Consider the following 12,891-nt stretch of genomic DNA (forward strand, 5'->3'; position numbering starts at 1 on the left):
AACGATTTGCGCCGCCAGCCCGCCGCAGCTTCACACCGTCCTTGATCGGACAGCCGCACCGCCCCGGGGTTCGTTACAGGCCGCTGGCACAAACAAAAACGCCCCGTCGAAACGGGGCGTCTTGCCGACCTGCCGTGCTTACTTGGCAGGTGCTTCAGCGGCGGCGTCGCCTTCCGGCGCGTCACCTTGCAGCTGGCTCGGGTCCTTGATGGCGATCAGTTCCAGATCGAACACCAGCACCGAGTTGGCCGGGATCAGCGGGCTCGGGCTTTGTGCGCCGTAGGCCAGCTCAGCCGGGATGAACAGCTTGTACTTCTCGCCAACGTGCATCAGCTGCAGGCCTTCGACCCAGCCCGGAATCACGCCGCTGACCGGCAGGTCGATCGGGCTGCCGCGCTCGACGGAGCTGTCGAACACCTTGCCATCGATCAGCTTGCCTTCGTAGTGGACAGTGACCACGTCGGTCGGCTTGGGCTGCGGGCCGTCGGCCTTCTTGACCACTTCGTACTGCAGGCCCGAGGCGGTGGTGACCACGCCTGGCTTCTTGGCGTTTTCTTCGAGGAATTTCTTGCCGGCGCTGGCCGCTTCTTCGCTGGCCTTGGCCAGACGCTCTTCGGCGCGCTTCTGCAGCGAGGTGAAGGCTTCTACCAGCTCTTCATCCTTGATGCGCTGCTCTTTCTTGCCAACGGCGTCTTCGATACCGAGGGCCACGGCTTTGGAATCAAGGTCTTCCATGCCTTCCTGGGCCAGGCTCTTGCCCATGTTCAGGCCGATACCGTAGGAGGCTTTCTGTGCCGGAGTCTTCAGCTCGGGGGTGCTGGCTTGTTGGTCACAGCCGGCCAGTACCAAGCCTACCAGGGCAACCGCAGCCGCCAAACGATGCTGTTTCATGCTATTTCCTTGTTCATGCGCCATGTGGGCAATCAGGGTAAAGCCGCGAGCTTATCAGGCGGCCATTACCAATGGCTACCGGCATAAGAGCGGGTTCTGGTAAGGAAGTTCAGTACTTAAAAGCTTATTCATCCATAGGCCGCAGCCATTGGCCAGTATTGACCCTTCATCGCGGTTTTGCCTGAAATTTGTGGCTATTCATGTCAGGCAGTTCTGAGCCCCGCTGGATCAGGGATACAGCCCATCACGGTACTGCGCTGCCACCTCACGCAACACTTCGCACACCCATTGCCCCGGCACGCTCTGCGGCAACGCTGCATTGCGGCAGATGCCCACCGAACCGCCGGGCTCGCGCACGCCCAGGTCCAGCTCGGCCAGCTCGCCCCGGCGCAAGTCGAGCAACACCGCATCGCGCGGCGCCACCCACACCCCATCGCTACCCAGCAGGTAGCGACGGCTCAAGGCCAGCGACAAGGTCTCCAGGCGCTGCGCCGGCATCTGGATGCCGCACTGCACGAACAGGCTGTCGGCGTGCTGGCGGATGGTGGTGCCCGAAGGTGGCAGCACCAAGGGGTAGCGGCTGACCTGTGCGCGCTCCACCGGCAGCTTGGCCAGCAACGGATGGCCGGGGCGCACCACCAGGGCCATCGATTCGCTGTACAGGTGCTCGAACGACAAGCCCTGGATCTGCGGGCTGTCGGTCATGCGCCCGACCACCAGCTCCAACTCCCCCAGGTGCAGCTGGCCAAGCAGCTGTGCGCTGACCCCGGTGACCACGCTGATCACCAGCGCCTCGTGGCGCTGATGCAGGCGGCACAGCACCTCGGGCATCAACAGGCCTTCGACCGTCGACAGCACGCCGATGCGCACCTGGGATGGCGCCCGCGCCTCGCCCCTCAGGCTGCTCACGCCATCGCGCAGGGCCTGCACGCTAGGCCCGGCGTAGCGCATGAAACGGCTGCCGGCGGGGGTCAGCACCACGCCCTGGCGGCCACGTTCGAACAGGCGCGCCTCGAGCAGGTCCTCGAGCTCCTTGAGGGTCTTGGAAATCGCGGGCTGGCTGATCGCCAGAATATCGGCGGCCCTGGCCAGGCTGCCCTGCCGGGCAATCTCCAGGAAGCACAACAGGTGGCGGTACTTGATGCGGGTATCGAGGTTCATGCCGGCAAGCTTAACGCATGCACCCGCTGTGGATCAGCTGCGGTGGCAGGCCGCCGGCCTATGGCGCTATGCTGGAGCCATTTCCAGCTAGAGCTACTGCCCCCACTCCATGTCCCAGGTGATCCTCAAGACCCCCGCCCAACTCGACCTGATGCGCAACGCCGGCCACCTGCTGGCCCAGGTTTTCGCCGACCTCGACAGTTTCATCCGCCCCGGCGTCACCACCATGCAGATCAACGACCGCGCCGAGGCGTTCATCGTCCAGACCCTCAAGGCACGCCCGGCCAGCAAGGGCCAGTACGGCTTCCCCTACTCGCTCAATACGTCGGTGGACCATGTGGTGTGCCACGGCATGCCCAAAGTGGATGAAGTGCTGCAGGAAGGCTCGATCATCAACGTCGACATCACCCTCGAACAGGGCGGCTACATCGCCGATTCGTCGAAAATGTACAGCATTGGGCAGATCGGCGATGAAGCCCGGCGCCTGGTCGACACCACCTATGAAGCATTATGCAAAGGCATCGCCCAGGTGCGCCCCGGCGCGACGCTGGGCGACATCGGCCATGCGATCCAGGCTCATGCCGAGGCGGCGGGCTACAGCGTGGTACGCGAGTATTGCGGGCATGGCATCGGCCAGCAGATGCACGAAGGCCCCGAAGTGCTGCATTTCGGCCAGCGTGGCATGGGCATGAAGTTGAAACCGGGGATGGTGTTCACCATCGAGCCGATGATCAACCAGGGTGGCCGCGGGACACGGACGCTGAAGGATGGCTGGACCGTGGTTACCCGCGACCACAGCCTGTCGGCGCAGTGGGAGCACACGGTGGCGGTGACCGAGGATGGGGTCGAGGTGCTGACGTTGCGCAAGGAAGAGCGCCGAGGCTGAGACTGCCGGCAATGAGGCCAGCGCAGAAACAAAAAAAGCGACCCTAGGGTCGCTTTCTTTGTGGCTTCCGGGTGTTCAGTGGGCCCTGGAAGCGGAATATGGCGCAGCGGACGGGACTCGAACCCGCGACCCCCGGCGTGACAGGCCGGTATTCTAACCGACTGAACTACCGCTGCGCTATTCAACGAGTGGTGGGTGATGACGGGATCGAACCGCCGACCCTCTGCTTGTAAGGCAGATGCTCTCCCGGCTGAGCTAATCACCCTTCGTCTCGGTGAGGCGCGCATTCTACGTAAGGTTTGGCATTCCCGCAAGCCGTCAGCGCATCTTTTTTTACGCTCGACAACATACGAAATGCATAAACAAAAAAAGCGACCCTAAGGTCGCTTTCTCTGTTACTTCCGGGTGTTCAGTGGGCCCTGGAAGTGGAATATGGCGCAGCGGACGGGACTCGAACCCGCGACCCCCGGCGTGACAGGCCGGTATTCTAACCGACTGAACTACCGCTGCGCTATACATCGAGTGGTGGGTGATGACGGGATCGAACCGCCGACCCTCTGCTTGTAAGGCAGATGCTCTCCCGGCTGAGCTAATCACCCTTCGTCTCGGTGTGGCGCGCATTCTACGGAGGGGTTGCTACCCTGGCAAGCACTTTTTTCAACTTTTTCAAAAAAAATCTCTGCCCTTTCAATAACCTAGCTTCGTCGCCCCTTTCATTACCTCCATAAGCGCTGCTAACCCTATGACAGGGCTGGCCTGGAACGGCTGCTCGGAGAATAATGCCCGGCTTATGCCTTAAGGAGAGATTGCCCCCCATGTGGTTCAAGAACCTGCTGTCCTACCGCCTGACCCAGGATGTCCCCTTCGAGGCTGAAACGCTGGAAGCTGCCCTGGCCAGCAAGCCGGCTCGCCCCTGCGCCAGCCAGGAGCTGACCACCTATGGTTTCGTCGCCCCCTTCGGCAAGGGCGAAGACGCCCCGCTGGTGCACGTCAGCGGCGAGTTCCTGCTGATTGCCGCACGCAAGGAAGAACGCATCCTGCCCAGCAGCGTGGTCAACGATGCGGTGAAGGAAAAGGTCGAAGAGATCGAGACCGAGCAGATGCGCAAGGTCTACAAGAAAGAGCGCGACCAGATCAAGGACGAGATCATCCAGGCCTTCCTGCCGCGTGCGTTCATCCGCCGCTCGATGATCTTCGCCGCGATCGCCCCGCGCCTGGGGATGATCCTGGTCAACTCGGCCAGCGCCAAGCGCGCCGAAGACCTGCTGTCGACCCTGCGTGAAGTGATGGGCTCGCTGCCAGTGCGCCCGGCCACGGTGAAAATCGCCCCGAGCGCGACCATGACCGACTGGGTCAAGTCGCAGCAGGCCGCCGAAGGCTTCTATGTACTGGACGAATGCGAACTGCGCGACACCGCCGAAGACGGCGGCATCGTGCGCTGCAAGCGCCAGGACCTGACGGGTGAGGAAATCCAGCTGCACCTGAGCACCGGTAAGGTGGTCACCCAGCTGGCGCTGGCCTGGCAGGACAAGCTGTCGTTCGTGCTCGACGACAAGATGGTGATCAAGCGCCTGAAGTTCGAAGAGCTGCTGCAGGAGCAGGCCGAACAGGATGGCGGCGATGAGGCTGCGCAGCAGTTCGATGCCAGCTTCCTGCTGATGATGATGACCTTCAGCGAGTTCCTGCCGGTGCTGTTCGAGGCACTGGGTGGCGAAGAGATCCCGCAAGGGGTCTGAGCCAACTGATCTGCCCAATCGCCGGCAAGCCGGCTCCCACAGGCTGTGCTGTACCTGTGGGAGCCGGCTTGCCGGCGATTGGGCACCTGAAAATCACCAAGAACAATAGAAAAGGACTTGCCCATGCGCGCCCTCGCCGCCCTCAGCCGCTTCGTCGGCAACACCTTTGCCCTTTGGGTGCTGGTGTTCGCTTGCCTGGCCTTCGTGCAACCGCAATGGTTCATCGCCCTCAAGGTGGCGATCGTGCCGCTGTTGGGGCTGGTGATGTTCGGCATGGGCCTGACCCTCAAGCTCGACGACTTCGCCGCCCTCGCCCGCCAGCCCTGGCGCGTGGCGCTCGGGGTGGTCGCGCATTTCGTGATCATGCCGGGCATGGCCTGGCTGCTGTGCCAGCTGTTCCAGCTGCCAGCGGAAATTGCCGTGGGCGTGATTCTGGTCGGCTGCTGCCCGAGCGGCACGGCGTCGAACGTGATGGTCTGGCTGTCCAAGGGCGACCTGGCACTGGCCGTGGCGATCGCCGCGGTGACCACCCTGCTGGCACCGCTGCTGACGCCGGCGCTGATCTGGTTCCTGGCCTCGGCCTGGCTGCCGGTATCGTTCATGGACATGTTCTGGTCGATCCTGCAGTTGGTGATGCTGCCGATCGTGCTCGGCGTAGTGGCGCAACGCGTGCTGGGCGCGCGGGTGCAGTTGGCAGTGCAGGTGCTGCCGCTGGTGTCGGTGGTGAGCATCGTCATGATCGTGTGCGCGGTGGTGGCGGCCAGCCAGGCGAAAATCGCCGAATCGGGGCTGCTGATCATGGCGGTGGTGATCTTGCACAACAGCTTTGGCTACCTGCTGGGTTACCTCACCGGCAAGTGCTGCAAGCTGCCACTGGCCCAGCGCAAGTCGCTGGCGCTGGAGGTGGGCATGCAGAATTCGGGGTTGGGGGCGGCCTTGGCGGCGGCGCATTTCTCGCCGCTGGCGGCGGTGCCCAGTGCGCTGTTCAGCGTCTGGCACAATATTTCCGGGGCGTTGCTGTCGACCTGGTTTCGGCGGATGGAAGCGCCTGAGGGTGTATTGGAAGGTGGGGAACCCGCTCGGGATTGATGCTGGCTGTTCAGGCCCTATCGCCGGCAAGCCGGCTCCCACAGGGATTGGGGGAGCCGGCTTGCCGGCGACAGGGCCAGCTCAGGCTTGCCCGGCAATCGCCAAATGTGCACTATAGTGCCCACTGTGAGGACGGCCTCACGACGCACCGCGTGACCACTCCGGGGACGGCCCCATCATTGAAACGATGGAGACTCACACATGTCCTGGATCATCCTGTTCTTCGCCGGCCTGTTCGAGGTTGGCTGGGCGGTCGGCCTCAAGTACACCGACGGCTTCACCCGCCCCCTGCCGACCATCCTCACCGTGGGCGCCATGGTCATCAGCCTGGGCCTGCTGGGCCTGGCCATGAAAGAGCTGCCGCTGGGCACCGCCTACGCCATCTGGACCGGTGTCGGTGCAGTGGGCACGGTGATCGCCGGCATCATCCTGTTCGGTGAATCCATGGCCCTGATTCGGCTGGCCAGCGTGGCGCTGATCGTCACCGGCCTGATCGGCCTGAAAGTCAGCGCCAGCTGACGGCTCCCGCCTAACGCAGGTCGCCGCGCAGGCGGCTGACCTGCTCGCGCAACAACTCCGGTTGCGCCGCCTCCACCGGGATGGCGGCGCCCGCGACGATAGTCACCCGCGACCACAGCCGTTTGAAAAAGCCCTTGCCAGGGTCGCGACTGAAGAAGCTGCCCCACAAGCCCTGCAACGCCAGCGGAATCACTGGCACCGGGGTTTCTTCGAGAATGCGGCTGACGCCCCCCTTGAACACATCGATCTCGCCATCACCGGTCAGCTTGCCTTCGGGGAAGATGCACACCACCTCCCCCGCCGCCAGGTACTCGGCGATGCGGGCGAAGGCGCGCTCGTAGGTGGCCGGGTCTTCACTGCGCCCGGCAATCGGGATGGCGCCGGCCGTGCGGAACACGAAGTTGAGCACTGGCAGGTTGTAGATCTTGTAGTACATGACGAACCGGATCGGCCGGCGGATCGCCCCACCAAGCAGCAGCGCATCGACGAACGACACATGGTTGCACACCAGCAGCGCCGCGCCCTCGTCGGGGATGCGCTCAAGGTCGCGATGCTGCACGCGGTACATCGAGTGGCTGAGCAGCCAGATCAGGAAGCGCATGGTGAACTCGGGCACGATCCTGAAGATGTAGGCGTTGACCAGCACGTTGAGCAGCGACACCACCAGGAACAGCTGCGGGATGCTCAGATCGGCCAGCCCCAGCAGGACCATGGTCAGGATCGCCGAAACCACCATGAACAAGGCATTGAGAATGTTGTTGGCGGCAATCACCCGGGCACGCTGGTCTTCGGCGGTGCGTGCCTGGATCAGGGCGTACAGCGGCACGATATAGAAGCCGCCGAACACGCCCAGGCCCACGATCGACAGCAGGATCCACCAGGCCTGGCTCATGCCCAGCAGCGCCAGCCAGTCGTGCGGGGCTGCAGCCGCCGGCACATCGCCGGAATGCCACCACCAGAGCAGCCCGAACAGGGTCAGGCCGAACGAGCCGAACGGCACCAGGCCGATCTCCACCTTGCGCCCGCTCAAGCGCTCGCACAACAGCGAGCCCAGCGCGATGCCCACCGAGAACAGGGTCAGCACCAGGGTCACGACTGTGCTGTCACCGTGCAGCCAGTCCTTGGCGTAGGCCGGTATCTGGGTCAGGTAGATGGCGCCGAGGAACCAGAACCACGAGTTGCCGACGATCGAACGCGACACCGCCGGGGTCTGCCCCAGGCCCATGTGCAGGATCACCCACGACTGCTTGAAGATGTTCCAGTCCAGCCGCATCTGCGGCGATGCCGCCGCCGCGCGGGGGATCCAGCGGCTGGCGAGGTAACCGAGCACCGCCGTGCCGACCACGCCGCCTGCCACCACCGTGGCGTAGCTGCTGCTGGCCATCATCACCCCGGCACCGATGGTACCGGCGAGGATGGCCAGGAAGGTGCCCATTTCCACCAGGCCGTTGCCGCCGACCAGCTCCTCTTCGCGCAAGGCCTGGGGCAGGATCGAGTACTTCACCGGGCCGAACAGCGCCGAGTGGGTGCCCATGCCGAACAGCGCCACCAGCATCAACGCCAGGTGGTCGCTGACGAAGCCCAGCGCGCCCACGGCCATGATGGCGATTTCGGCCAGCTTGATCGCGCGGATCAGTGCGTCCTTGGCGTACTTCTCGCCAAACTGCCCACCCAACGCCGAGAACAGGAAGAACGGCAGGATGAACAGCAGCGCACAGAGGTTGACCCAGATCGAGCGGTCGCCGTCACCGAGGCTGAGCTTGAACAGGATCGCCAGGATCAGCGATTGCTTGAACAGGTTGTCATTGAACGCGCCCAGCAGTTGGGTGATGAAGAACGGCAAGAAGCGCCGCTTGCCGAGCAAGGTGAATTGCGAGGGGTGACTCATCGTCCTTGTTCCTGAGTGACTTTTGTAGTTGGAGGCACGCAGGCCGCCGCAAGCCACAAATCTGCACGGGAAAGGCCAACCCTGGCAAGCCGCAAAGCCCTGCCGTGTCAGTCGGACCAATCGCCGGCAAGCCGGCTCCCACAAGTACAACAGCGCCCCTGTGGGAGCCGGCTTGCCGGCGATTGGTCCAGCAAGGGCACCACATCAACCAAAGCCGAACAACCCCCGCGCCGTGTCCACCAGCAACGCCCGGCGCAGTTCAGCCGAACAGCCCAGCGCCTCGAACTGCTCGACCACCGCAGCAAAGCTCACCGCCGCCTCATGCTGGGTATGCGGCCAGTCACTGCCCCACATCAGCCGCTCGGCGCCGTAATGCGCCTCCAGCGCACCCAGTGCCTGGCGGGCGAAAGCCAGGTTCTGCAGCACCGTGCCCTCCAGCCGATAGATGCCGGACACCTTCACCCAGACCTTGCCCTTGCCGCCGAGGGTGAGCAACTCGGCAAACCCTGGCTGCCCCAGGCCAAGGCGAGCATCGGGCCGGCCGAAATGGTCGATCACAAGGTCCAGGCCATAGGGCTCCAACGCCCGCACCAGGGTTGGAATGTCCGCCACCTGGCGGTGCAGCTCCAGGTGCCAGCCCTGCTCGCCAATGCGCTCCAGCAACGGCCGCCACTGGGCAGCGGTGAGGTCAGGCAGGGCCTGGCCCATGAGGTTCAAGCGCACACCCTTGACCCCCAGGCGGGCCATGTCGTCCAGGGCCTCACGACCGACGTCCTGCTCGAGCATCACCACCCCGCGCAGCTGCCCCGGCGCGGTCTGCAGGGCGCTGAGCAGGTAGCGGTTGTCGGTGCCCAGGAAACTCGGCTGCACCAGCACGCCATGGCTGAACCCGTGGCCCTGCAGCTGGGCCAGGTAGTCGCCCAGCGGGGCGTCGTAGTTCGGCGCGTAGCGGCGCCCGCTGGCCAGGTTCAAGCCGCGGCTGAACACGTGGGCATGGCTGTCGATGGCGGTGATCGGTGAAGCGGTGGCGTCGGGCATGATGTTCAATCGAAACAAGGTCCAGGTTACTTGGCTGCAGCGCAGGCCACGGTCGGCGCCGGCGTGGCTTCGAGGGTGCGGCCGCGGGTTTCCGGCAGGCACAGTGCGGCGAGCATGGCAACGCCGTAGGCGATGCCGGCGTCGATGCCGATCGCGCTACCCAGCGACATGGATTCGCTCATGTGCCCGACCAGGAACGGGAACACCGCCGACAGTACGCGGCCGAAGTTGTAGCAGAAGCCGACCCCTGCCCCGCGCACGTCGGCCGGGTACAGCTCGTTGAAGAACGAACCGAGGCTGGCCGGGATGCCGGCGGCAAAAAAGCCCAGCGGGAAGCCGAGGAACAGCATCTGCGTGTTGGTCAGCGGGAAGAACACATAAGCCTGCACGGTCAGCACGCAGCACAGGGCGAACAGCAGGATGTTCTTGCGCCGGCCGATGCGGTCGATCAGCAGGCCGCTGATCACACAGCCGCACCAGAAGGCGAAGATGATCACCGCAAGGTAGCCACCGGAGTTCAGCACCGAGAGGTTGCGCTCGGTCTTGAGGAAGGTCGGCAGCCAGGTCATCACCGCGTGGTAGCCGCCGTGGGCACCCAGGCCCAGCAGGCCGCCGAGCAGGGTCACGCGCAACAGTTCGGGGCGGAAAATGCCGGCCATGGACTTGAAGAAGCTGCCGGGGATGGCCTTTTCCTGCTGCCGGCGCTGGAAGCTGTCGGGCTCCGGCACGTTGCGCCGCACCCAGATGATCAAAAGCGACGGCAGCAGGCCGACGAAGAACATCACCCGCCAGGCGTAGTCCGCCGGCACCAGCGAATAGATCAGCGTGAACAGCCCGACCGCCAGGCCCCAACCCACGGCCCAGGCGCTCTGCACCGTGCCCATGACCTTGCCGCGGTATTTCGGGTTGATGGTCTCGGCCATCAGCACCGCGCCTGCGGCCCATTCACCACCGATGCCGAAGCCTTGCATGGCCTTGACGAACAGCAGCGGGTAGAAGCCGGTGACGAACGCCGAGAGGAAGGTGAAGAAGGAGAACCAGAGGATCATCCACTGCAGGGTACGCACACGCCCGTATCGATCCGACAGGGCGCCGCCGAGCCAGCCGCCGATGGCCGACGTGACCAGGGTCAGGCCGCTGATCAGGCCGGCATCGGCCTTGGTCAGCGAGAACGCGGCAATCAGCGCCGGGATGGCCAGGCCGAACATCTGCACTTCCAGCGCATCGAGCGACCAGCCGCCGAAACAGGCCCAGAACGTCTTGCGTTCCCGTGAAGTGATCTGGCGATACCAGCTGAACATGATTGTTATCCTTCTAATTGTGGGTGTTACGGCCGGGCGCGCTGAAGCTCTGGGCACGCTGGCGACCGGGCAGGCGAAGCCACCGCGCCGTGGCAGGACGGCGCAGACGGGTAAACAGGGCGAAGCCGGCGGCTCAGCGGATGTCGATGCGGTAGCGGAAGTGCTGCGCATGGCCGCGCGAGCGGCGCCATTCCAGTGGTTTGCCGGCGTAGTCACGGGCCAGACGCTCGATCACCACCACCGGGCTGTCGGCCGGCAGTTGCAACAGGCGGCCATGCACCGCGTCGACCGCTTCGGCGGTCAGGGTCTCTTCGGCGTAGGCGACCACCTGGCCGCACAGCTCCTCGTAGATCGGATACAGCAGCGGGCCCTTGCTCTGCAGCTCTACCTCCAGCAGCGGCTGGAAGGTCTGGCGCGGCAGCCAGATCTCCTCGGCCAGCACCGGTTGTGCGCCGAGCAGACGGGTACGGACGATGCGGATGACTTCGGCCTCGGCGGCCAGCCCCAGGGCCTGGGCTACCGCAGAGGGCGCCGGTACGGGGTCGATGGAGAGGATGCGGCTTTGCGGCATCACCCGTTCGCCATTGGCGGACTCGAAGCGGAAGAAACGGAACAGCGAAGACTGGAACTGTGGGCGGCGTATGAAGGTGCCACGGCCCTGCTGGCGCTCCAGCACGCCTTCGGCGACCAGCACGTCGACCGCCTTGCGCACGGTGCCGACCGACATGTCGAATTCGCTGGCCAGCGCGGCCTCGGTCGGGATCGCCTCGCCTGGGCGCCAGCGGTTGTTGGCAATCTGCTCGACCAGGTGGTCGCGCAGTTGTTGGTAGCGGGGCAGTCGAGCATCACCGGACAATGGGTGCATGGGTCTCGCTCTCGTCTTGTTATCTAAACATATATATGAATTTTCCGAGAGTATTCCCCGTGGGTGGCGGGGTGTCAATCCTCCGCTGGTCGCCGATTTCGTGGCGCGCCCATCGCCGGCAAGCCGGCTCCCACAGCCAGGCCACAGCCTTTGAAGTGCTGGAGCACCTGTGGGAGCCGGCTTGCCGGCGATGGGCTGCGCAGCAGCCGCCCATGTCTTATGCTCAGCATCGGCAACCTCCCACAACAAGGATGTGGCAATGCTCGCCGCCCTCAAGCACTACCCCCCAGCGGTACGCCTGCTGCTGGCCACCACCTTCATCCTGACCCTGGCCCGCGCGCTCACCCTGCCCTACCTGGTGGTCTACCTGGCCGACACCTTCCAGCTCTCGGTCGGCCACATCGGCCTGCTGATCGGCGGCGCCCTGATCGTTGCCTCGCTGCTGAGCCTGTATGGCGGGCACCTGGTCGACACCCTGCACAACCACAGCCTGATCAGCGCCAGCACGCTGCTGTTCGCCCTGGCCTTCGCCGCCGCCATCGCCAGCCGCTCGGCGCTGCTGTTCTTCCTCTGCCTGGTGCTGATCAACCTGACCCTGGCCGTGGTCGACATCGCCGCCAAGGCTGGCTTCTGCGCGCTGCTGCCGGTGGAGCGGCGCGCCGAGGTGTTCGCCATCAAGTACACCCTGAGCAACGTCGGCTATGCCGTCGGCCCGCTGCTGGGGGTTGCCATGCTGGAGATGGACGAACACCTGCCTTTTATCGCCTCCGCGCTGATCGGCCTGGGCATGTGCCTGGCCTACTGGCGCCTGGGTGATCGCGGGCTGCAGGCCCCGCCCGCACAGGCCGGAGCCGGCTTCGCCCAGGTGGCGCTGGGCCTGGCAGGCGATCGGCGGCTGGTGTGCTTCACCCTCGGCGGCGTGCTCAGCGCGGTGGTGTTCGGGCAGTTCACCGCCTACCTGTCGCAGTACCTGGTGGTGACCACCAGTGCCAGCGAGGCGGCGCGCCTGGTGGGTTACCTGGTAACCACCAATGCCGTGACGGTGATCGCCCTGCAGTACCTGATCGGCAAGCGCATCAGCCGCCAGCGCCTGATGCCTTGGCTGATGGCCGGCATGGCCTTGTTCATCGCCGGGCTGCTGGGTTTTGCGCTGGCGGGGTCGGTGCTGGCCTGGTGCCTGGCGATGCTGGTGTTCACCCTGGGCGAGATCATCGTGATTCCTGCCGAGTACATGTTCATCGACCTGATTGCCCCGGAGCATCTGCGCGGGGTGTATTACGGGGCGCAGAACTTGTCCAACCTGGGGGCGGCGCTGGGGCCGGTGATGGTCGGGTTTGCCCTGGGGCTGTGGTGGCCGGGGGTGATCTTCTATCTATTGGTGATGTCGGTGCTGCTGGCGGGGGTGTTCTACTGGCTGGGTACGCGACGCAATTGATGTAGCCTGCGCTGGCTGAAGCCGTGCCTACAACCATCGTCGGCGCTGACGAACCGGCGCCCGCGTGCCAGACTGACTGATC

11 protein-coding genes and 4 tRNA genes are annotated in these 12,891 nt (G+C 64.7%); 5 read left to right on the top strand and 10 right to left on the bottom strand.

The features are described 5' to 3' along the window. Window positions 1-138: 138 nt before the first annotated feature. Both L6D75_RS17765 and pcaQ read right to left on the bottom strand, forming a co-directional pair. Window positions 139-891, bottom strand: coding sequence for a BamJ family beta-barrel-assembly machinery protein (locus L6D75_RS17765; protein WP_176517925.1), 753 nt, complete (start codon window positions 889-891; stop codon window positions 139-141). A gap of 228 nt (window positions 892-1,119) precedes the next feature. After that, window positions 1,120-2,052, bottom strand: a complete 933-nt coding sequence (gene pcaQ / locus L6D75_RS17770; RefSeq protein WP_176517926.1) for a pca operon transcription factor PcaQ — start codon at window positions 2,050-2,052, stop codon at window positions 1,120-1,122. 109 nt (window positions 2,053-2,161) lie between these two features. Here pcaQ and map point away from each other — a divergent pair, with 109 nt between their 5' ends. Next, the gene (map, locus tag L6D75_RS17775; protein WP_176517927.1) at window positions 2,162-2,938 is read left to right on the top strand and encodes a type I methionyl aminopeptidase; all 777 of its coding nucleotides are present in this window, start codon (window positions 2,162-2,164) and stop codon (window positions 2,936-2,938) included. Window positions 2,939-3,037: 99 nt separating this feature from the next. Here the strand turns inward: map and L6D75_RS17780 are convergent. The 4 genes from L6D75_RS17780 to L6D75_RS17795 form a co-directional block, all read right to left on the bottom strand. Further along, window positions 3,038-3,114: transfer RNA gene (locus L6D75_RS17780), tRNA-Asp, on the bottom strand. 13 nt (window positions 3,115-3,127) lie between these two features. Beyond that, window positions 3,128-3,203, bottom strand: a tRNA-Val gene (locus L6D75_RS17785). A 168-nt stretch (window positions 3,204-3,371) separates the two neighbouring features. Then, window positions 3,372-3,448 (bottom strand) — tRNA-Asp (locus L6D75_RS17790). A 13-nt stretch (window positions 3,449-3,461) separates the two neighbouring features. Then, window positions 3,462-3,537, bottom strand: a tRNA-Val gene (locus L6D75_RS17795). A 216-nt stretch (window positions 3,538-3,753) separates the two neighbouring features. Here L6D75_RS17795 and rdgC point away from each other — a divergent pair. The 3 genes from rdgC to sugE all read left to right on the top strand — a co-directional run bounded on the left by rdgC (window position 3,754) and on the right by sugE (window position 6,282). Beyond that, window positions 3,754-4,674, top strand: coding sequence for a recombination-associated protein RdgC (rdgC, locus tag L6D75_RS17800; RefSeq protein WP_176517928.1), 921 nt, complete (start codon window positions 3,754-3,756; stop codon window positions 4,672-4,674). Between the two features lie 123 nt (window positions 4,675-4,797). Next, window positions 4,798-5,763: a bile acid:sodium symporter family protein gene (locus L6D75_RS17805; RefSeq protein ID WP_176517929.1), complete on the top strand. Its 966-nt coding sequence runs from the start codon at window positions 4,798-4,800 to the stop codon at window positions 5,761-5,763. Between the two features lie 201 nt (window positions 5,764-5,964). Next, complete coding sequence (gene sugE, locus L6D75_RS17810; protein WP_176517930.1) at window positions 5,965-6,282, top strand: quaternary ammonium compound efflux SMR transporter SugE; 318 nt, start codon at window positions 5,965-5,967, stop codon at window positions 6,280-6,282. Between the two features lie 10 nt (window positions 6,283-6,292). On the opposite strand, the gene L6D75_RS17815 is transcribed toward sugE, so the two are convergent. The 4 genes from L6D75_RS17815 to L6D75_RS17830 form a co-directional block, all read right to left on the bottom strand. Beyond that, window positions 6,293-8,170: a 1-acyl-sn-glycerol-3-phosphate acyltransferase gene (locus L6D75_RS17815; RefSeq protein ID WP_176517931.1), complete on the bottom strand. Its 1,878-nt coding sequence runs from the start codon at window positions 8,168-8,170 to the stop codon at window positions 6,293-6,295. Window positions 8,171-8,374: 204 nt separating this feature from the next. Beyond that, window positions 8,375-9,208, bottom strand: coding sequence for an amidohydrolase family protein (locus tag L6D75_RS17820; protein WP_176518257.1), 834 nt, complete (start codon window positions 9,206-9,208; stop codon window positions 8,375-8,377). Window positions 9,209-9,234: 26 nt separating this feature from the next. Next, window positions 9,235-10,509, bottom strand: coding sequence for an MFS transporter (locus L6D75_RS17825; protein ID WP_176518258.1), 1,275 nt, complete (start codon window positions 10,507-10,509; stop codon window positions 9,235-9,237). Between the two features lie 133 nt (window positions 10,510-10,642). Next, window positions 10,643-11,374 (bottom strand): GntR family transcriptional regulator, encoded by a 732-nt coding sequence (locus L6D75_RS17830; RefSeq protein WP_176518259.1) that lies wholly within the window; start codon window positions 11,372-11,374, stop codon window positions 10,643-10,645. Window positions 11,375-11,633: 259 nt separating this feature from the next. Here L6D75_RS17830 and L6D75_RS17835 point away from each other — a divergent pair, with 259 nt between their 5' ends. Next, window positions 11,634-12,809 carry an MFS transporter gene (locus L6D75_RS17835; protein WP_176518260.1) on the top strand — a complete coding sequence of 392 codons (1,176 nt, stop codon included), beginning with the start codon at window positions 11,634-11,636 and terminating at the stop codon, window positions 12,807-12,809. Window positions 12,810-12,891: the final 82 nt, after the last annotated feature.

Source organism: Pseudomonas faucium, from assembly GCF_021602585.1.
Taxonomy (GTDB): Bacteria; Pseudomonadota; Gammaproteobacteria; order Pseudomonadales; family Pseudomonadaceae; genus Aquipseudomonas; species Aquipseudomonas faucium.